This is a genomic window from Rhizobium sp. G21, from assembly GCF_014158035.1.
Taxonomy (GTDB): domain Bacteria; phylum Pseudomonadota; class Alphaproteobacteria; order Rhizobiales; family Rhizobiaceae; genus Rhizobium_E.
The window spans coordinates 510,750-529,935 of sequence record NZ_JACFXW010000001.1 but is presented as its reverse complement, the minus strand read 5'-3'; the positions used below and the strand labels follow the sequence as shown (position 1 = coordinate 529,935).

Annotated in this window: 15 protein-coding genes, 3 tRNA genes and 3 pseudogenes; 13 read left to right on the top strand and 8 right to left on the bottom strand. The window is 62.4% G+C overall.

Features of this window, described 5'->3' with window-relative positions:
• Positions 1–408: 408 nt before the first annotated feature.
• A tRNA-Glu gene (locus tag H2O14_RS02725) sits at positions 409–483 on the bottom strand.
• A 122-nt stretch (positions 484–605) separates the two neighbouring features.
• On the bottom strand, positions 606–1,292 hold the full coding sequence (locus H2O14_RS02720; RefSeq protein ID WP_182826420.1) for a DUF1045 domain-containing protein: 687 nt from the start codon (positions 1,290–1,292) through the stop codon (positions 606–608).
• A 135-nt stretch (positions 1,293–1,427) separates the two neighbouring features.
• Here H2O14_RS02720 and H2O14_RS02715 point away from each other — a divergent pair.
• From H2O14_RS02715 to H2O14_RS02700, 4 genes and pseudogenes are all read left to right on the top strand, one after another.
• Positions 1,428–2,611 (top strand): annotated as a pseudogene (locus H2O14_RS02715) (CaiB/BaiF CoA transferase family protein).
• Between the two features lie 159 nt (positions 2,612–2,770).
• Positions 2,771–2,847 (top strand) — tRNA-Asp (locus H2O14_RS02710).
• Positions 2,848–3,055: 208 nt separating this feature from the next.
• Positions 3,056–3,132 (top strand) — tRNA-Asp (locus H2O14_RS02705).
• A 173-nt stretch (positions 3,133–3,305) separates the two neighbouring features.
• Positions 3,306–3,758, top strand: coding sequence for a type II toxin-antitoxin system RatA family toxin (locus tag H2O14_RS02700; protein WP_182826419.1), 453 nt, complete (start codon positions 3,306–3,308; stop codon positions 3,756–3,758).
• A 15-nt stretch (positions 3,759–3,773) separates the two neighbouring features.
• Here the strand turns inward: H2O14_RS02700 and H2O14_RS02695 are convergent, their stop codons facing one another.
• Positions 3,774–4,271: a CinA family protein gene (locus H2O14_RS02695; protein ID WP_182826418.1), complete on the bottom strand. Its 498-nt coding sequence runs from the start codon at positions 4,269–4,271 to the stop codon at positions 3,774–3,776.
• Positions 4,271–5,458, bottom strand: a complete 1,188-nt coding sequence (locus H2O14_RS02690) for a bifunctional 2-C-methyl-D-erythritol 4-phosphate cytidylyltransferase/2-C-methyl-D-erythritol 2,4-cyclodiphosphate synthase (RefSeq protein ID WP_246697273.1) — start codon at positions 5,456–5,458, stop codon at positions 4,271–4,273. Before H2O14_RS02690 ends, H2O14_RS02695 begins: the two co-directional genes overlap by 1 nt.
• Before the next feature lie 201 nt (positions 5,459–5,659).
• Here H2O14_RS02690 and dusB point away from each other — a divergent pair, with 201 nt between their 5' ends.
• From dusB to H2O14_RS02645, 9 genes and pseudogenes are all read left to right on the top strand, one after another.
• Positions 5,660–6,661, top strand: coding sequence for a tRNA dihydrouridine synthase DusB (gene dusB / locus H2O14_RS02685; RefSeq protein ID WP_182826416.1), 1,002 nt, complete (start codon positions 5,660–5,662; stop codon positions 6,659–6,661).
• A 51-nt stretch (positions 6,662–6,712) separates the two neighbouring features.
• A complete protein-coding gene (locus H2O14_RS02680) occupies positions 6,713–7,807 on the top strand; it encodes a nitrogen regulation protein NR(II) (protein WP_182829251.1) in 1,095 nt (364 codons plus the stop codon).
• A gap of 1 nt (position 7,808) precedes the next feature.
• Positions 7,809–9,263 (top strand): nitrogen regulation protein NR(I), encoded by a 1,455-nt coding sequence (gene ntrC / locus H2O14_RS02675; protein ID WP_182826415.1) that lies wholly within the window; start codon positions 7,809–7,811, stop codon positions 9,261–9,263.
• 123 nt (positions 9,264–9,386) lie between these two features.
• Positions 9,387–11,626 (top strand): annotated as a pseudogene (locus H2O14_RS02670) (ATP-binding protein).
• Entirely contained in the window at positions 11,616–12,980 is a 1,365-nt protein-coding gene (locus tag H2O14_RS02665; protein WP_182826414.1) for a sigma-54-dependent transcriptional regulator, read from the top strand. The pseudogene H2O14_RS02670 and the gene H2O14_RS02665 overlap by 11 nt, the downstream one beginning before the upstream one ends.
• A gap of 20 nt (positions 12,981–13,000) precedes the next feature.
• Positions 13,001–13,864 (top strand): D-amino-acid transaminase, encoded by an 864-nt coding sequence (locus tag H2O14_RS02660; RefSeq protein ID WP_182826413.1) that lies wholly within the window; start codon positions 13,001–13,003, stop codon positions 13,862–13,864.
• A 101-nt stretch (positions 13,865–13,965) separates the two neighbouring features.
• Positions 13,966–14,208, top strand: coding sequence for an RNA chaperone Hfq (gene hfq / locus H2O14_RS02655; RefSeq protein ID WP_137156161.1), 243 nt, complete (start codon positions 13,966–13,968; stop codon positions 14,206–14,208).
• Between the two features lie 150 nt (positions 14,209–14,358).
• Entirely contained in the window at positions 14,359–15,669 is a 1,311-nt protein-coding gene (gene hflX, locus H2O14_RS02650) for a GTPase HflX (protein WP_182829250.1), read from the top strand.
• A 111-nt stretch (positions 15,670–15,780) separates the two neighbouring features.
• Positions 15,781–17,037: a diguanylate cyclase gene (locus H2O14_RS02645; protein WP_182826412.1), complete on the top strand. Its 1,257-nt coding sequence runs from the start codon at positions 15,781–15,783 to the stop codon at positions 17,035–17,037.
• Here the strand turns inward: H2O14_RS02645 and mazG are convergent, their stop codons facing one another.
• From mazG to H2O14_RS02625, 4 genes and pseudogenes are all read right to left on the bottom strand, one after another.
• Positions 17,038–17,871, bottom strand: coding sequence for a nucleoside triphosphate pyrophosphohydrolase (mazG, locus tag H2O14_RS02640; protein WP_182826411.1), 834 nt, complete (start codon positions 17,869–17,871; stop codon positions 17,038–17,040).
• 147 nt (positions 17,872–18,018) lie between these two features.
• Positions 18,019–18,472 (bottom strand): annotated as a pseudogene (locus tag H2O14_RS02635) (deaminase); the annotation flags it as partial.
• Between the two features lie 80 nt (positions 18,473–18,552).
• Complete coding sequence (locus H2O14_RS02630; protein ID WP_182826409.1) at positions 18,553–18,840, bottom strand: type II toxin-antitoxin system RelE/ParE family toxin; 288 nt, start codon at positions 18,838–18,840, stop codon at positions 18,553–18,555.
• The gene (locus tag H2O14_RS02625) at positions 18,837–19,031 is read right to left on the bottom strand and encodes a hypothetical protein (protein WP_182826408.1); all 195 of its coding nucleotides are present in this window, start codon (positions 19,029–19,031) and stop codon (positions 18,837–18,839) included. Before H2O14_RS02625 ends, H2O14_RS02630 begins: the two co-directional genes overlap by 4 nt.
• Between the last annotated feature and the right edge of the window lie 155 nt (positions 19,032–19,186).

The window sequence follows — 19,186 nt, the reverse complement described above, 5'->3', positions numbered from 1 at the left end:
CTACGGAATTAGCTCCCTATGTTCGTGCGAACCCTCACCCCTTCGTATTTTTCGCTGCAGTCGTAGCTCCGGGTCGGCTCCCCGTAGCAAGGTTCGAGAGTCGTTTCTGGATCCTATCGCGTTTTATGTCGTTCGGCACATTGAAGACGTTCGGAGATTACGCCAGATGCCTAACTGGTGAGATTACAGCAGTCTAGATCTGCAGACGCGCTGCAAATCCCTATGAAAAGCTCATGTTCGAATTGGCTTAACGCGCTGATTTTGTGAGGTAAATTTATGCGAGTCTTCCTGCGCTTGGTGTTTTGAACATGTCTCAGGCGAACCCGTTCCATGTACGGAAGCGATATCAACGCGGCTGATCGCAAGGCGCAAAAAAACCGCCCGAAGGCGGCTTTCTTGAGGAGCAAGTGGCACGCCCTAGGGGAGTCGAACCCCTCTTCCCAGAATGAAAATCTGGTGTCCTAACCGATAGACGAAGGGCGCACTGCGCTTGCGAGGCGGTATATAGACGGAGGCTTTTGGCTTCGCAAGCCCCTTCGCCGGATTTTGTCACAAAAATGCGAAATTGCCGGATCCGATGGCAATATGCGTTCGAGAACAGAGGCTTAGCGGGGGAACGGCGCGATGCGGAGCACGCTGAAGGGCGCGCCGCGTTCGGTTTCGATGAAGAGCGCCAGGTGATCGATCGCGAGCGGGCGATCGAGGATTTCGGCGAAATGGCCGTCGATCGCGGTCTTCAGCACATCGCGCTGCGCGTCGAAAGTGGGGCCGGTCAGTGTCATGTGGAATCGAAAATCCTCGAAGACGTAAGGGTAGCCCCAAGCCTGCAGATTGTGACGTTCGCTGGGGCTGAGCTTCTCCGGCTTGCGGCGGAGGATGTCGGCTTCGCTGAGCGGCGCGCGGAACGGCTCGAAGGCGCGGACGCAATCGGCGGCGAGGGAATCGAGCGCTTCCGAATCGTCGGCGGGTATCAGCGCGAAGAAGGGGCCGAGTTGGCCGAGCGTGATGCGGGGCAGGGTGAAGGCCTGTCGTTCCGAGACGAAATTCTCGAAAGCGTCGATCAGATGATACTCGGCGGTCCCATCCTTGAGTTCGAACGGCGCTTTCAGCGTGGCGTGAAAGCCGTAGCGGCGCGGATTGGCGGTGAGCGCGGCGAAATCTTCGGCGTCGAGGCCGTCCACGGCGACTTGCGGCAGGTCCTCGCCGGTGGCCGCGTCGCGGCCGAGCCAGGCATTGGCCAGCCGGGTCAGCGGATGGTCCAGCGCGGGGGCGAAATAAATGGCGTAACGCATGGCTCAATTCCTCATTCTGGGACGCGGGCGGGAAACCTGCCCTAGAACCGGGGATGACACAAGCGTGACGCCGCTATCGAAAAAACTGATGGCCGCCGGAGAAAGAATCGGTGGCGGGCTCGCGCGCGTGGGGAGATGATGGCGCAAGAAAACGACAGACAGGATGCTCGCATGACCGCAAACAGCCCGCTTCACGGCGTCAAGGTGCTCGAACTCGCCCGAATCCTCGCCGGCCCCTGGTGCGGCCAGACGCTCGCCGATCTCGGCGCCGAGGTGGTGAAGGTGGAAAGCCCCGAAGGCGACGACACCCGCCGCTGGGGACCGCCCTATATCGAAAAGGACGGGGAGAAAGCGGCGGCCTATTTCCACGCCGCCAATCGCGGCAAGCAATCGGTGACGGCGGATTTCACCACCGAGGAAGGTCGCGACTTCGTGATCGCGCTCGCCAAGGACGCCGATGTGCTGATCGAGAATTTCAAGCTCGGCGGGCTCAAAAATATGGTCTGGACTATGAGAGCCTCAAGGCGATCAATCCGAAGCTCATCTATTGCTCGATCACCGGCTTCGGGCAGGACGGGCCCTATGCGCCGCGCGCCGGCTATGACTTCATGATCCAGGGCATGGGCGGCATTATGGACCTGACCGGCGCGCCGGATGGAGAGCCACAGAAGATCGGCGTCGCCTTCGCCGATATCTTCACCGGGCTCTACTCGGTGGTGGCGATCCAGGCGGCGCTGATCGAGCGGCAGCGCACCGGCGAGGGCCAGCATATCGACATGGCGCTGTTCGACTGCATGACCGGGGTGCTCGCGAATCAGGCGATGAATTTTCTCGCCTCCGGCGTTTCGCCGCGCCGCATGGGCAATGCGCATCCCAATATCGCGCCTTACCAGACATTTCCCGTGGCGGATGGGCATCTGATCGTCGCCTGCGGCAATGATTCCCAGTTCGGGCGGCTGGCGGCGATTCTGGGATTGACGGAGCTGGCGGGCGATTCCCGCTTCGCCACCAATGCCGCCCGCGTCGGCAACCGCATCGAGCTCAGCCGGATCATGGAGGAGAAAACGCTGACCTTCCGCCGCGACGATCTGCTGGCGCTGCTGGAGAAAGAAGGCGTGCCGGCAGGTCCCATCAACAGCGTCGCCGACGTGTTCTCCGATCCGCAATTCATCCATCGCGGCATGAAGATCGAGCCGGAGGGCGCGCCGGGAATCCGGACGCCGATCCGCTTTTCGCGCTCGGAATTGACGTTGGAAAAGGGAGCGCCGCGACTCGGCGCCGATACGGATTCGGTCAAATCGCGGCTGGACCAGCGCTGAGCGAGGCGGGGCGGGCAGGCGTCCACGAAGGCCGCGCCGGGAGATTCAGGCGGTCCGGCGGCTGCCGTCATTTTGTCACAAAAGCTGCTTGACACTGGACGCGCCTCGCCTTAGACACCGCCTCACGAACGGCGGACAACACGCCGAACGGAACAAAGCGCGGGTGTAGCTCAGTCGGTTAGAGTGCCGGCCTGTCACGCCGGAGGTCGCGGGTTCGAGCCCCGTCACTCGCGCCATTTCATTCCAGAAAATGAATTCAGTGACTTTAAGAGACGCCCTCGCGGCGTCTTTTGTCGTTTTGGAATCAGCGTCTTGGCGGGCTTTTCTCAAGCAGTTTGGAAAAATGCCGGATCGGCCAAAAAACTTCGATGTCGCGCTTGACACTTCGCCTTCCGGGCCTTAGACACCGCCTCACGAACGGCGCACAGCCGAACGGAACAAAGCGCGGGTGTAGCTCAGTCGGTTAGAGTGCCGGCCTGTCACGCCGGAGGTCGCGGGTTCGAGCCCCGTCACTCGCGCCATTTTCCCTTGGACATGGATGCTTGAAGACCGCCTTGCGGGCGGCGCGCCGGTGAGATTATTGCCGTCGATGGGTGATGCAGGGCTTGTGCGGCGAATGTCGCGGGCTTAAATCCCGCTGACGGTCTCGCATATCGTTCCGGCATGCGCGACACAACATGACGAACCCAGCCACATGCCCCAATTCGAAACCACCCGCACTGTTCATCATACCGCTCAGGAAATGTTCGCTCTGGTCGCGGATGTGGAAACCTATCCCCAGTTCCTGCCGCTCTGCGACTCGCTGTCGGTGCGCAGCCGCAAGGAACGCGACGGCAAGACGCTGCTGGTCGCCGACATGACAGTGGGCTACAAGGCGATCCGCGAGACCTTCACCACACAGGTGCTGCTGAAGCCCGAAGAGCTGGCGATCGAGGTGAAATATATCGATGGGCCGTTCAAATATCTCGACAATGTCTGGCGCTTCTTCGATCTCGACGGCGGCCGCTGCGAGGTGAAGTTCTTCATCGATTACGAATTCAAGAGCCGGATTCTCGGCGCGCTGATGGGGTCGATGTTCGACCGCGCCTTCCGCATGTTCGCGGAAGCCTTTGAGAAGCGCGCGGACCAGATCTATCCGCGCGCCTGAGCTTTTCGGTGAGGTTCAGCCGAGCTTGGCGAGTTCGACGATCATCTCCAGCGCCACTTCCACGGAAGCCAGGCGAATCTCTTCGCGGCCGATATCGCCGAAGCGCATTTCGCGATGGATCATCTTGCCCTTGTAGTGACGACCGCCGAAATGCACGAGCCCGACCGGCTTGCCCGTCGAGCCGCCGTCGGGGCCGGCGATTCCGGTCGTGGAGATCGCGATGCCGCCCTCCGAACGCGACATGGCGCCGTGGGCCATTTCCAGCGCCACATCCTTGGACACCGCGCCGTATTGACGAAGCGTGATCGGCATGACGCCGAGCATTTCGCATTTGGCCTTGTCGGAATAGGTGACGAAGCCGCGCTCCATGACCTGCGACGAGCCGGGAATCGCCGTGATCGCGGCGGCCACCAGACCGCCGGTGCAGGATTCGGCGGTGGACACCATCACATTCTTTTCGGTGCAGAGCTCGACGACATCGCGGGCCAGCGCCAGAATTTCCTTTTCGAACATTATCGTCTCCCGAAAGCCACGGTGGCCGTGGCGATGGCCGCGATGCCTTCGCCACGGCCGATAAACCCGATTTTTTCATTGGTGGTCGCCTTGACCGAGCAGCGCTCCAGCTCGATGCCGAGACAGTCCGACAGGAATTGTCGCATGGCTTGCCTGTGCGGACCTATCTTGGGCGCTTCGGCGATCAGCGAAATATCGGCGTTCATGATGGTCCCGCCATGCTCGCGGACGATGTTCGCGGCATGTTCGAGAAAGATCCGCGAAGCCGCGCCGCGCCATTGCGGATCGGAGGGCGGGAAATGGTCGCCGATGTCGCCGGCGCCGCATGTGGCGAGCAGCGCATCGGTCAGCGCATGCAGCGCGACGTCGGCGTCGGAATGGCCTTTCAGCGTGAAATCGTGCGGGATGGTGATTCCGCACAGCGTCACGCCGTCGCCCGGAATGAGTTGGTGGACATCGTAACCGTTGCCGGTGCGTATGTCGGGAAGCGAGGTCTGCGCGAGCATTCTGTCCGCCATGGCTATATCCGCTTTCAGCGTGAGTTTCACATTGCCGCGATCGCCTTCGACCAGCCGCACCGGCGCGCCGGCCCATTCGGCGATCGCCGCGTCGTCGGTCAGCGTGGTCACGCCGGCCTGAGAGGCGCGGCGGTGGGCGTCGAGGATGAAGTCGTAGTCGAAGCTCTGCGGCGTCTGGGCGGCGTAGAGCCCGTCCCGCGAGACGGTGTCGGCCACGAAACCGTCGGCGCTGCCGCGCTTGAGCGTATCGGCGACCTGCGTGGCCGGCAGGACGGCGCGGCTGCCGGCCACCAGCGCGGCGGCGATCCGGTCGAGCAGGCCATGGCCGACGAAGGGGCGAACGCCGTCCTGAATCATCACATAGCCGACGCCGAGTTCGGACATTGCTTCGAGGCCCGCCAGCACCGATGTCTGCCGCGTCGCGGCGCCGAAAGTCCGATTCAAACGAGCGGGATCTGCAGTCGTTCTCGCGACGGCCTCATAGAGATCGATATCGTCGGGATGGATGACCACCATCACCGGACCGCAACCCGGCCAGGACAGGAAGGCGTCGATCGTATGGGCGAGGATAGGGCGGCCGCCGATCGGGCGATATTGCTTGGGCCCTTCGCCCGCTCCGCCAGCCCGTTCGCCGCGGCCCGCCGCCACGATCAGCACGCCTAAAGTCATCGATTGCGTCTGCCTCATATTGTTTCAGCTGATGTCATTGGATAGTCGCATTGCGCGGTGTATAGGCGCTCGCGCGCTCGCCATATAGACCCCTTGCGCAACCGGCGCATAATTTTTGGGCGCGAGTCGATTTCTCTTGGCAAGTTGCCGCAATATGGCTAAAAATCAAGCAAACAATGGCCATGCCCGAAAGATAATCATTTGACGAAAGACGTGATCTCCACGCCTCTTCAGATCGGCCCCGTCGCCTTTCGAAACCGAATTGCGCTGGCGCCGATGTCTGGCGTCACCGATTTGCCGTTCCGCCAACTCGCCCATGAATTCGGCGCCGGCTTCGTGGTGACGGAAATGGTGGCGAGCCGGGAACTGGTGCAGAACGCCGCCGAATCCTGGTCGCGGCTCCAGAATTCCGGCATCTCACCGCATATCGTGCAGCTCGCGGGCCGGGATCCGCATTATATGGCGGAAGGCGCGCGGATCGCCGAGGCGCATGGCGCCGACATGATCGACATCAACATGGGCTGCCCGGCCAAGAAGGTGATCGGCGGTCTCTCGGGCTCGGCGCTGATGCGCGAGCCGGCTCTGGCGCTCGCCATCATCGAGGCGGTGGTGGGGGCGGTTGAGGTTCCGGTCAGCGTCAAGATGCGGCTCGGTTGGGACGAACAATCGCTGAATGCGCCGGAACTGGCGCGGGAAGCCCAGGAGCTCGGCGTCCGCATGATCACCGTGCATGGGCGCACGCGCATGCAGTTTTATGAAGGTCGCGCCGATTGGGGCAAGATCGCCCGCGTCCGCGAGGCTATCTCGATTCCGCTGGTCGCCAATGGCGATGTCCGCTCGCGCGAAGACATCGCCGGCATTCTCGCGGCGTCCGGTGCGGATGCGGTGATGATCGGCCGCGGCGCGCAGGGACGGCCTTGGCTGCCGGGCGTGCTGGCCGGCGCGCGCGCCGAGCCCGACATCGCCGAGATCAAGACGATCTTCGCGCGGCATTACGCGATGATGCTCGATTTTTATGGCCGCGAGCCTGGCCTGCGCCATGCGCGCAAGCATCTGGGCTGGTATCTCGACGGCGCCGCGCCGCACACGCCGGCGGCGCTGCGCCAGCAAATCCTCACCTCCCGGTCTCCCGAAGAGGCGGCGGCGCTGATGGACGCCGCCTTCGATGGCGATTGGTCCATGCAAACCCCGGAGGCGGCGTGATGACGGGCGACGGCAAGAAAAAAGAGCGTGACGCCTGCGAACGAAATCGCCATGGCGGTGCTCAACGCGATCCAGAACGCCGTGATCCTGGTCGATGAGGACGGTTATATCCGCTTCGCCAATTGGGAGGCCGAAGCCTTTTTCGGCGCCAGCGCCTCCTATCTGGCCCGACACACGATCTACGCCTATATCCCCTTCGGCAGTCCGCTTTTGGCGCTCATCGAGCAGGTGCGCGAGCGGCGCGCGCCGGTCAACGAATATCGCGTCGACCTGAGTTCACCCCGGCTCGGCTCGGACAAGCTCGTGGACATCTATGTCGCCCCGGTTCTGACCGAGGCCGGCTCCGTGGTGATCGTGTTCCAGGAGCGCACCATGGCCGACAAGATCGACCGTCAGCTGACGCATCGAGCCGCCGCGCGCTCTGTGACGGGGCTGGCGTCGATGCTGGCGCATGAGATCAAGAATCCGCTGTCGGGCATTCGCGGCGCCGCCCAGCTTCTCGAGACTTCGGTGACCGACGAGGACCGGGCGCTTACCCAGTTGATCTGCGAGGAAACCGACCGAATCGTCTCTCTGGTCGACCGCATGGAAGTGTTCTCCGACGAACGTCCGGTCGATCGCGCGCCGGTCAACATTCATTCGATTCTTGATCATGTGAAGGCGGTCGCCAAGGCCGGCTTCGCGCGGAACGTCAAGATCAGCGAGAATTACGATCCGTCGCTGCCGCCGGTGCACGCCAATCGCGACCAGTTGATCCAAGTGTTCCTCAACCTGATCAAGAACGCCACCGAGGCGGTGGGCGAGCGACCCGACGCGGAGATCACGCTGACCACCGCCTATCGGCCGGGCATCCGCATGTCGGTGGCGGGCACGCGCGAAAAGATCTCGCTGCCGCTGGAATTCTGCGTCGTCGACAATGGGCCGGGCGTGCCCGAAGACCTCGTGCCGCATCTCTTCGATCCGTTCATCACCACCAAGACAAACGGCTCCGGCCTGGGGCTGGCGCTGGTCGCCAAGATCATCGGCGGTCACGGCGGCATCGTCGAATGCGACCGCCAGAACAACAAGACGATATTCAGGGTGCTCCTGCCGGCGTCGCGCGGAAACGCGGGCGAACCGACGGACGCCAAGACGCAGGGAAACTGACATGAGCAATGCCACGATTCTTGTCGCCGACGACGACGCCGCGATCAGGACGGTGCTCAACCAGGCGCTCAGCCGCGCCGGCTACGATGTGCGCATCACCTCCAACGCCGCCACCCTCTGGCGCTGGATTTCGGCGGGCGACGGCGATCTCGTCATCACCGACGTGGTGATGCCGGATGAGAACGCATTCGATCTCTTGCCGCGCATCAAGCGCATCCGCCCGGATCTTCCGGTGCTGGTGATGAGCGCGCAAAACACCTTCATGACGGCGATCAAGGCGTCGGAGAAGGGCGCCTATGACTATCTGCCCAAGCCCTTCGACCTGACCGAACTGATCGCCATCGTCGGACGCGCGCTGGCCGAGCCGAAGCGCAAGCCGCAGCGCATCGACGACGACAGCCAGGACGGCATGCCGCTGGTCGGCCGTTCGCCGGCGATGCAGGAAATCTATCGGGTGCTGGCGCGCCTGATGCAGACCGACCTGACGCTAATGATCACCGGCGAATCGGGCACCGGCAAGGAGCTGGTGGCCCGGGCGCTGCACGATTACGGCAAGCGCCGCAACGGACCCTTCGTCGCCATCAACATGGCAGCGATCCCGCGCGACCTGATCGAGTCGGAACTGTTCGGCCATGAGAAGGGCGCCTTCACCGGCGCGCAGGCGCGCTCGACCGGCCGTTTCGAGCAGGCGGAAGGCGGCACCCTGTTCCTCGACGAAATCGGCGACATGCCGATGGACGCCCAGACGCGGCTGTTGCGCGTGTTGCAGCAGGGCGAATACACCACAGTCGGCGGCCGCACCCCGATCCGCACCGATGTCCGCATCGTCGCCGCCACCAACAAGGATCTCAAACAGGCGATCAATCAGGGCCTGTTCCGCGAAGACCTCTATTATCGTCTCAACGTCGTGCCGCTCAGATTGCCCCCGTTGCGCGAACGTTCGGAGGACATCGCCGATCTCGTGCGCCATTTCGTACAGCTGACGGAGAAGGAGGGCATGGCGCCCAAGCGCTTCGACAATGAGGCGCTCGACGTGATGAAGGCCTATCCCTGGCCCGGCAATGTGCGCGAGCTCGAAAATTTCGTCCGCCGTCTCACGGCGCTCTATCCGCAGGACGTCATCACCCGCGAGATCGCCGACAGCGAGCTCAAGCCCGACATCGCCTCGGGACCGGCTGAAAAGCCCGGCTCCGCCTCCGGCGTCGTGTCCATCGCGCAAGCGGTGGAAGAGAATATGCGCTCTTACTTCGCCGAATTCGGCGACCAGCTGCCGCCGCCGGGCCTCTACGACCGGGTGCTGGCGGAGATGGAATATCCGCTGATTCTCGCGGCGCTGACCGCCACGCGCGGCAATCAGATCAAGGCGGCGGACCTGCTCGGACTGAACCGCAACACGCTCCGCAAGAAGATCCGCGAGCTCGGCGTCACCGTCTATCGCAGCGCACGATCGGCGTAAGCGGCGTCATTTTTCCGTTGCATTTCCGCCACAATGCGTTGCTTTAACGCAACGCATTGCGAGAGTGGGAAGACGATTCGAGCGGACCAGATCCGGTCGAGGCGAACGGGGGACCGGATGGCGATGAGCCAGGACCAGACGACGGCGGTGGGCATCGATCCGCGCCGTATTTCTACGACCACCGGCGTGGCCGTCGCCGGCGGGTCGCTTCTGGCGGCGCTGATCACGCTGGCCATCCTGCTCGGCGTTACGCCCATCCAGCCGGAACCGAAAGTCGTCATCGCCTCGGTGGTCGTCAATGTTCTGTTCGTGCTCGGCCTCCTGACGCTGGTCGGCTACGAGCTTTACCGGCTGTTTAAGGCCCGCGCCCGCGCCGCGCTGCGGCCAGGCTGCATATCCGCATCGTCTCCCTGTTTTCCGGCGTCGCGATCGCGCCGGCCATCCTCGTGGCCGTCATCGCCTCGCTGACCCTGAATGTCGGCCTCGACCGCTGGTTTTCCGTGCGCACCAAGGAAATCGTCTATTCGGCGATGAACGTGGCGCAGGCCTATCTCAACGACAACGCCAGCTATCTTTTGGGCCAGACCGTGTCGATGGGCAACGACCTCGAACGCAACCGCCAGCTCTTCGTGCTGGATCGCTCGGGTTTCGAGCAGTTGCTGACCCGCCAGACCAAGGGAAGGGGGCTGCTGGCGTCCTTCCTGATGAACAGCGACGGGTCGGTGATCGCCAAATCCGAGGTGGACAGCGACAAGCCGCTGCCGGCTTTGCCGGCGGAGGCGATGAAATCGGCGGTGTCGGGCAAGCCGGTGCTGATCCCGCCGGGCAAGACCAATCTCGTCGGCGCGATCATCAATCTGGACCAGCTCGACGCTTATCTCTACACGATCCGCGCCGTCGACCCGCGCGTGCTCTCGGCCGCCAATCTGATGGAGGCCAACGCCACCGAATATCGTGTGATGGACGAGGGCAAGGTTACGACGCAGATCGCTTATGGCGTGATCTTTCTAGGCTTCGCGCTGGTCGTGCTGCTCGCCGCCATCTGGGCGGCGATTGCGGTCGCCGACCGGATCGTCCGCCCGATTCGCCTTCTGATCAACGCCGCCGACAATGTGGCCGGCGGCAATCTCAACGTGATCGTGCCCGTCAGGGCCATCGACGGCGATGTCGGCTCCCTCTCGCGGACCTTCAACAAGATGATCTCGGAATTGCGCAGCCAGCGCGACGAGTTGATCGTCGCTCGCGACGAGGTCGACGATCGCCGGCGATTCATCGAAGCGGTGCTGTCCGGCGTGACCGCCGCGGTGATCGGGGTGGAAGAAGACCGCACCATCACCATCGCCAATCCTTCCGCGGGATTGCTGCTGGGGCAGGACCAGGACACGCTGCCGGGGCGGCAGTTGAGCGAGGTGGCGCCGGAAATCGATGGGCTGCTGTCGGAAGCCGCCGGCCGGTCGCGCAAGGATTTTCGCGGCGAGATCGCCATGATCCAGGGCGGCAAGGAGCGAAACCTCAATGTGCAGATCACCCGCGAGGAATCGCATGCCGGCAAGGAATCCTACGTCATCACCATGGACGACATCACCGATCTGATGATCGCGCAGCGTTCGACCGCCTGGTCCGACGTCGCCAGGCGCATCGCCCATGAAATCAAGAATCCGCTGACGCCGATTCAGTTGTCGGCGGAACGGTTGAAACGTCGTTATGGACGCCACATCGCCGAGGATGACCGCGCGGTTTTCGACCAGTGCACCGACACGATCGTGCGGCAGGTCGAGGATATCGGCCGGATGGTCGACGAGTTCTCGTCTTTCGCGCGCATGCCGAAGCCGTCGAAGGAGACCAGCGATCTGCGGGCCATCCTGAAGGACGCCGTCTTCCTGCGCGAGATGGGCAACAATCATATCCGCTTCATTCGCGAATGGGGCGAAGCGCCGCTAACGGGCGCCTTCGATTCGCGCATGCTCGGCCAGGCGTTTTCGAACCTCATCAAGAACGCGGTCGAAGCGATCGAGGCCATTCCCTCGGGGCAGACGCGAGAGGAATACAAGATCATGGTGCGGGCGAAGCCCGATGCGCGCGGCGACCGTCTCGTCGTGGAAATCATCGACAACGGCAAAGGCCTGCCACAGGAAAACCGTCATCGCATCCTGGAGCCTTACATGACGATGCGCGACAAGGGCACCGGCCTCGGCCTGCCCATCGTCAAGAAGATCATCGAGGAGCATGGCGGGCATTTGGAAATTCACGACGCGCCGCCGGATTTCGATCACGGTTTCGGCGCGATGTTCAGGGTGATACTGCCGCTGGCCGACGAAGCCGCAGGCAAAATCGACGAGAAGGTGAGTGCTCATGGCGTCTGATATTCTGGTTGTGGACGACGAACAGGACATCCGCGAGATCGTCTCCGGCATCCTGTCGGACGAGGGACATGAAACGCGCACGGCGCACGACGCCGACAGCGCGCTCGCCGCCATTTCGGACCGCGTCCCCCGGCTCGTCTTCCTCGACGTCTGGATGCAGGGCAGTCGCCTGGACGGGCTTGCGCTGCTGGATGAAATCAAGACTCGCTATCCCGAGATCCCGGTGGTGATGATCTCCGGCCACGGCAATATCGAAATGGCCGTCAACGCCATCAGGCGCGGCGCTTATGACTTCATCGAAAAGCCGTTCAAGGCGGACCGGCTGATTCTCATCGCGGAACGGGCTCTGGAAACCTCCAAGCTCAAGCGTGAAGTGCGCGACCTCAAGAAGCGGTCCGGCGACACGGCGGAGCTGATCGGCACCTCGGTGGCGGTGTCGCAGCTCCGGCAGAATATCGAGAAGATCGCCCCCACCAACAGCCGCATCATGATCATGGGCCCCTCGGGTTCGGGCAAGGAATTGGTGGCGCGCATCATCCACCGTAAATCCTCGCGCGCCGAAGGCCCGTTCGTGGCGTTGAACGCCGCCGCGATCACGCCGGAGAAGATGGAGATCGCGCTGTTCGGCACCGAGGGCACGCCCGGCCAGCCGCGCAAGACCGGCGCGCTCGAAGAGGCCCATCGGGGCGTGCTCTATCTCGACGAAATCGGCGAAATGCCGCGCGAAACGCAGAACAAGATTCTCCGCGTTCTCGTCGACCAGCAGTTCGAACGCGTCGGCGGCTCCAAGCGCGTGAAGGTCGATGTGCGGATCATCTCCTCGACGGCCTATGATCTCGAACAGATGATCGGCCAGGGGCGGTTCCGGGAAGACCTCTACCACCGTCTGTCGGTGGTGCCGGTCAAGGTGCCGCCGCTGTCGGATCGGCGCGAGGACATTCCCTTCCTCGTCGATCTCTTCATGCGCCAGATCTGCGAACATGCCGGCATCCGTCCGCGCAAGATCGGCGACGACGCGCTCGCCATCCTGCAGGCGCATGATTGGCCCGGCAACCTGCGTCAATTGCGCAACAATATCGAGCGCCTGCTGATTCTCGCCCGCAGCGACGGACCGGATACGCCCGTCACGGCGGACATGTTGCCGGCAGACGTGCTCGACGCCATGCCGAAGGTCTCGTCGACCGGCGACCAGCACATCATGACGCTGCCGCTCCGCGAGGCGCGGGAAATGTTCGAGCGCGATTATCTGATCGCCCAGATCAATCGTTTCGGCGGCAATATTTCCAGAACGGCGGAATTCGTGGGGATGGAACGCTCCGCGCTGCACCGCAAATTGAAGACGCTCGGCGTCTGATTTCGACCACAGGACAAGCCATGTCGAGAATTGCCTATGTGAACGGCGCCTATGTTCCGCATTCGGACGCGATGGTGCATGTGGAGGACCGCGGCTACCAGTTCGCCGACGGGGTCTATGAGGTCTGCGAGATCCGCCATGGCGTGATCGTGGATCTTACCCGCCATCTCGATCGTCTCGGTCGCTCGCTCGGCGAATTGCGCATCGACTGGCCGATGAGCCGGGCGGCGCTGACGCAGGTGATCCGCCGCGTGGCGCGTTTGAACCGTGTGACCAACGGCATGTTCTATCTGCAGGTGACCCGCGGCGTCGCCAAGCGCGACCATGTGTTTCCCAAGGCGGGCACGCGGCCCTCGATCGTCGTGACCGCCAAGAGCACCGATCCGAAGATCATCGCCGCCAAGAACGCCAAGGGTCTCAAGGCGATCACCGTTGCCGACAATCGCTGGGAGCGGGTCGATATCAAGAGCGTCGGCCTGTTGCCGAACGCCATGGCGCGGCAGGCGGCCAAGGAGAATGGCGCCCAGGAAGCGATCTATGTCGATCGCGACGGCAATGTGACCGAGGGCGCGGCCACCAATGTGTGGATGGTCGACGCGGACGGGGCGCTCGTCACCCGACCGGCGGAAACAGGCATTTTGCGCGGGATCACCCGCACAACCTTGCAGGATGTCGCGGCGCGGCTGGGCATCGAAATCCGCGAGCGCAAATTCAGCGCCGAAGAGATGAAGGCCTCACGCGAAGTGTTCATCACGGCGGCGACGAGCATCTGTTTTCCGATCGTGGAAATCGACGGGCAGACCGTCGGCAACGGTCATCCAGGCTCGATGTCGCAAAAAATTCGCGAAGCTTTTTTCGACATTGCGGAAAAGACATCGATTTGATAGCTGTCTATGCAAGGTTGGGGCGATGGGAGTCCCGCCGGGAGGCATGAACAATAATTCCGGCGAAGTCGCCGGCAAAAACCGAAGAAACGGCGGGCGCAATGGCTGAACGTTCTCAAAATCTGCAGGATTTGTTTCTCAATACGGTCCGCAAGCAGAAAATTTCCCTGACAATCTTTTTGATCAATGGCGTCAAGCTGACGGGTGTGGTGACGTCTTTCGACAATTTCTGTGTGTTGCTGCGTCGTGACGGTCATTCCCAGCTCGTCTACAAGCATGCGATCTCGACGATCATGCCGGGCTCTCCCGTGCAGATGTTCGAAGGCGAAGAACACGCCGGCTGACGAAGGCCGCATTATCCGCGACAAGGAGCCTGGTTGGAACCTGCGCTCCTTCTTGTCGTTTCAGACAGAATTTCCGGAGATACCGACATCAACGAGCGCGAAGTGAATCACGAATCCCTGGGGCCGGAGCTGGAAAAGCGCCGCGACCAGATGCGATGCGTCGTGGTGGTCCCGGTGCTGAAATCCACGGAGCGCGACGGCGCGATCGTGCGCACCGGCGAGGGTCGTCTCGAAGAAGCGATGGGCCTCGCCCGCGCGATCGATCTGACCATCGCCGGCTCGGCGGTGGTCACCGTGTCGCAGCCCCGGCCGGCGACGCTGATCGGCTCCGGCAAGATCGAGGAAATCGGAACGCTTCTGGATGATGGCAATGCGGGCTTGGTGATCGTCGATCATCCGCTGACGCCCGTGCAGCAGCGCAATCTCGAAAAGGAATGGAACGCCAAGGTCATCGACCGCACAGGGCTCATTCTGGAAATCTTCGGCCGCCGCGCCTCCACCAAGGAAGGCTCGCTGCAGGTCGAACTCGCCCATCTCAACTATCAGAAGGGCCGGCTGGTGCGCAGCTGGACCCATCTCGAACGCCAGCGCGGCGGCGCGGGCTTTCTCGGCGGTCCCGGCGAAACCCAGATCGAAGCCGACCGCCGGATCCTGCAGGACAAGATCGTCAAGCTGGAGCGCGAACTGGAGCAGGTTCGCCGGACGCGGCAATTGCACCGCGCCAAGCGCAAGAAGGTTCCGCATCCGATCGTGGCGCTGGCAGGCTACACCAATGCAGGCAAATCGACACTGTTCAACCGGTTGACCGGCGCGGGCGTGCTGGCCGAGGATATGCTGTTCGCGACCCTCGATCCGACGCTTCGGCGCATTCGTTTGCCGCAGGGACGCATGATCATCATGTCCGACACCGTCGGCTTCATATCCGATCTGCCGACCCATTTGGTGGCGGCGTTCCGGGCGACGCTCGAGGAAGTGCTCGAAGCCGATCTCATCCTGCATGTGCGCGACATGTCCGACCCCGACAACGGCGCGCAGGCGACCGATGTTTTGCGGATCCTGACCGATCTCGGCATCGAGGAAAGCGAACAGGAAAAGCGTATCATCGAGGTCTGGAACAAGATCGACAGGCTCGATCCCGAGACCCATGACGCTTTGAGATCCAAGGCCGACAGCACGCGGAATGTCCACGCCGTATCGGCCGTCACCGGCGAGGGTGTGGACGCCCTGCTGGCGATGATTTCCGAGCGCCTTTCCGGCGTGCTGACCGAAGTCACCGTTGTGCTGCCGGTCGACAAATTGTCTCTCCTGCCCTGGCTCTATCAGAACGCCATCGTCGATGGTCGCGAAGACAATGAGGACGGCACGGTCAGCCTCGATGTTCGGCTGTCTGAAAACGAGGCCGCGTTGCTCGATCGGCAGCTGGGGCTGTTCCAGAAGCGCCTCGACGACGAAAATTACTAAAATTTGACTGTTTCACATTTAAATTATTTTGCGGCGCATCGATACTGCCGGCAATTGACTGATTCTTTTGGATCGCTGCGGCGAGACAACATGCATTCGTAGGCCATTTTCATGGACGTCCTGAACCTGCTTATCCTGGTTTTCGAGGCATGCCTCTATTTCGGGCTGCTTGTCTGCCTCCTTCATTGGAGAGCGAGATTGGGGATAGGGGTGCTGATGACCGTGCTCGGCGTCGCGCACTTTCTGGAGACCTATCTCGCCGCCCGATTTTACGTGACGACGCCGTTCGGCATGGCCTCGCCGGGCTCCATCCTGTTTTACAGCGGCAAGCTGGCGATGATTCTGATGATCTATGTCCGCGAGGACGCCGCGACCGTCAGGCAGCTCATCTACGGATTGCTCGGCGGCAATTTCATCTGTCTGCTGTTCGCCTTCATCCTGCGCCTCCATCCCGGGCACGGCCTTGCGCCGGGCGCGATGCCGGACAATGACTTTCTCGATCAGATGGGCGTCCTGATGGTGTGGGGCACGGCGCTGCTCTATATCGAGGCCGTGGGCGTCATCCTTCTCTACGAGGCGCTCGGTCGCTGGATGGGGCGTTCGCCCGCGCCCCGGCTGTGGGTCGCCAGCGTGCTCGCGCTCGCGTTCGACCAGATTGGATTTTATGCGGCGCTCCACATCCTTTACGACGCGCCGGCGTCCGTCTTCTGGGCCACCCTGTTCGGCAAGTGCTTTTTCGCAAGTGTTTATGCGGTGTTGGCAGCGGTGTATTTCCGGTTTTTCGCCAGTGGGGTCGCCACGGAGAAACGCTTTCCGTCCGATGTCTTCGCCGATCTCACCTATCGGGAGCGCTACGATGCGCTGCTGGCTCGAAGCGGCGTGGATACACTGACCGGGGTGATGAACCGTGGGCGACTCGAGGAAGTCGGCCCGTCTCTCATTCAGCGCCATCTGCACATGTCGGCGGACCTCTCGCTGCTGATCGCCGACGTCGATCATTTCAAACTGATCAATGACCGCCTGGGTCATCTCGAGGGCGACGCGGTGCTGAAGGCGATTGCGCAAGCCTTGAAATCCGGATTGCGCAACGATGTCGACCAGCTTTTCCGCTTCGGCGGCGAAGAGTTCCTGATCCTCATGCCGGGTATCGGCGAAGACGCCGCTCTCAATGCGGCAGAGCGCCTCCGGCAGCGCGTCGAGGCGCAGGTCACTGCGGGAGGAGCGCCCGTATCCATCAGCATCGGCGTCGCCTCGGCGCCTGCGGGCGGGGACTCGTTGCGCTCGCTCATCGACACCGCCGACCAGGGCCTGTATCGGGCCAAGGCCAACGGCCGCAACCAGGTCGACGGCGTGCCGCGAACCGCCTGATCAGTCCCCGGCTTTTTCCTGGCGTTTCGCCTCGACCCAGAGCTCTTCCATCCGCTCGAGGCTCGCGTCCTCCAGGCTTTCGGCGGCCTGCTCCAGGCTGGTTTCGATATGGCGGAAGCGGCGGCGGAATTTCGTGTTGGTGCCGCGCAACGCCATTTCCGGATCGGTGTCGACATGGCGGCCGATATTGACGACGGCGAAGATCAGGTCGCCGAGTTCATCGGCGATCCTGTCGCGCCGGCCCGCCTTGATCGCCTCGCGTAACTCGCCGATCTCCTCCTCGATCTTGTCGAGGATCGGCTCGGCGTCGGACCAGTCGAAGCCGACCTTCGCCGCCTGTTTCTGCAGTTTCAAGGCTTCGGTGAGAGCAGGCTGGGCGCGGTCGACTTGGCCGAGCAGCCCGGCCTTGAAATCCTCGACGATGCCGCGGCGGGCGCGGCGGGCCGCTTTTTCGCGCTTTTCCTCAGCCTTGATCTCGTCCCACTGTTTCTTGACCTTCTGGGGATTGTCGGCCTCGGAGACGGCGAAGACATGCGGGTGGCGGCGGATCATCTTGGAGGTGATGGCCTCGACCACGTCGCCGAAGGAAAATTCGCCGAGCTCCTCGGCCATGCGGGCGTGAAAGACGACCTGCAGCAGGAGATCGCCGAGTTCATCGCGCAGATCATCGAGATCCTTGCGCTCGATGGCGTCGGCGACCTCATAGGCCTCTTCCAGCGTGTAAGGCTTGATGCTGTCGAAATCCTGTTCGAGATCCCAGGGGCAGCCGGTGACCGGGGTTCTGAGCGCCGCCATGATCTCCAGCAGGCGGTCGATATCCTTGGACGGGGTCATGTCAGTTCAGCGGGATGTCGTTGTCGGCCTTGGAGGCCTGATAGATGTCGGAGAGTTCGGCATAGCTCGCCTTGATCGCGTCGATGCGGGCGAAGAAGCCAGCCTTCTCGTCGGGGTTTTCTTCGGCAGCCGCCATTTCGGGCAGGGAGAAGCAATTCCAGAAGGCGTTGGACTTGCGATATCCGCCCGGCTCCAGCCCGAACACCTCCTTGAGGATCTTCAAATCATGGGGAATGGCGAAGGCGTCGCGGCTGTCTTCATAGCTGAAGAAATAGGTGAAATTGTCAAAGCCCGCCCAGGTGATCGCCGACATGCACATGCTGCAGGGCTCATGGGTGGAGAGGAAGATCAGGTCCTTCGTGTTTGGCCGCTCCGCCATTTCATAGAAGCGCTTCAGTGTGTGGACTTCGCCGTGCCAGAGCGGGTTTTCCGTCTCGTTGTTGGTCTCGGCCAGCACCAGCGACAGGTCGGACTTGCGCAGAAGCGCCGCGCCAAACACCTTGTTGCCAGCCTCCACACCACGTCGCGTTAGCGGAATGATGTCGTTTTCCATCACGGACAGCAGGCGAGAGGCGAGGGCGGTGGGATCGTAGCCGAACATGAAGCGCTCCAGAAGGTTTCCCGGGAACTTTAGCGGTTCGCAGACGCAAAGGGAAGTTGCCCGGAGGCCTCACGAACAGATTATTCCGGGGGCCATTTCTGGGCAGAGTGGAGCAGGCGAAGGATGTGGATCTCGTCACCGGACGGCGACAGCCGGTAGATGACGATGAACGGCGTTTGTGGGACGACGAGTTCTCGGGTGTGGCGCAGCCGTCCTATCCGTCCGCTTTCGGGAAAGAGGGTGAGCATTCGCACTGCGCGCATCAGGCGGTCGCCGACGTCAGCCGCAGCCTGAGGATTTCGATGGGCAAGATAGGTCATCTGGTTCTGGCGCTCACGACGGGCTTGCGCGAGCCAGATCAGTTTCATTTTGCCCGCTTCGGCTGCATTAAGGACAGAATTTCCGCCCGCTGGGCCGCCCAATCCCTCTCGACCTCCTCATGAGGGATCCACACCGCATCCGGGCTTTCGGCGATGTCGAGCGCCTCCTGCACCTTGCGGCGGAACCAGGCGTCGTAGCTTTCTTCCGCCTCTGCGGGCTTTGCTTCCGGAGTGTCCATGGCCTTCATCCTTTCCCCTCAGGATAGGCCGGTTTTGCCGGTTTGCAACCGGCTGGGTTCAGCCGCGTGAACGGAAATGCTCAGCCTGTTGGAAATGCGAGGAAAAGAATGTGGCCGATTGGCCCTCACGGGATTTATGTTCCTTTTCTTTTGCC

Excerpts from the sequence above, each read along its gene's own strand:
- H2O14_RS02720 (WP_182826420.1), bottom strand. The coding sequence starts at position 1,292 with ATGCGTTACGCCATTTATTTCGCCCCCGCGCTGGACCATCCGCTGACC.
- H2O14_RS02700 (WP_182826419.1), top strand. The coding sequence starts at position 3,306 with ATGCCCCAATTCGAAACCACCCGCACTGTTCATCATACCGCTCAGGAA.
- H2O14_RS02695 (WP_182826418.1), bottom strand. The coding sequence starts at position 4,271 with ATGTTCGAAAAGGAAATTCTGGCGCTGGCCCGCGATGTCGTCGAGCTC.
- H2O14_RS02690 (WP_246697273.1), bottom strand. The coding sequence starts at position 5,458 with ATGACTTTAGGCGTGCTGATCGTGGCGGCGGGCCGCGGCGAACGGGCT.
- H2O14_RS02680 (WP_182829251.1), top strand. The coding sequence starts at position 6,713 with ATGGCGGTGCTCAACGCGATCCAGAACGCCGTGATCCTGGTCGATGAG.
- ntrC (WP_182826415.1), top strand. The coding sequence starts at position 7,809 with ATGAGCAATGCCACGATTCTTGTCGCCGACGACGACGCCGCGATCAGG.
- H2O14_RS02665 (WP_182826414.1), top strand. The coding sequence starts at position 11,616 with ATGGCGTCTGATATTCTGGTTGTGGACGACGAACAGGACATCCGCGAG.
- H2O14_RS02660 (WP_182826413.1), top strand. The coding sequence starts at position 13,001 with ATGTCGAGAATTGCCTATGTGAACGGCGCCTATGTTCCGCATTCGGAC.
- hfq (WP_137156161.1), top strand. The coding sequence starts at position 13,966 with ATGGCTGAACGTTCTCAAAATCTGCAGGATTTGTTTCTCAATACGGTC.
- hflX (WP_182829250.1), top strand. The coding sequence starts at position 14,359 with ATGCGATGCGTCGTGGTGGTCCCGGTGCTGAAATCCACGGAGCGCGAC.
- H2O14_RS02645 (WP_182826412.1), top strand. The coding sequence starts at position 15,781 with ATGGACGTCCTGAACCTGCTTATCCTGGTTTTCGAGGCATGCCTCTAT.
- mazG (WP_182826411.1), bottom strand. The coding sequence starts at position 17,871 with ATGACCCCGTCCAAGGATATCGACCGCCTGCTGGAGATCATGGCGGCG.
- H2O14_RS02630 (WP_182826409.1), bottom strand. The coding sequence starts at position 18,840 with ATGAAACTGATCTGGCTCGCGCAAGCCCGTCGTGAGCGCCAGAACCAG.
- H2O14_RS02625 (WP_182826408.1), bottom strand. The coding sequence starts at position 19,031 with ATGGACACTCCGGAAGCAAAGCCCGCAGAGGCGGAAGAAAGCTACGAC.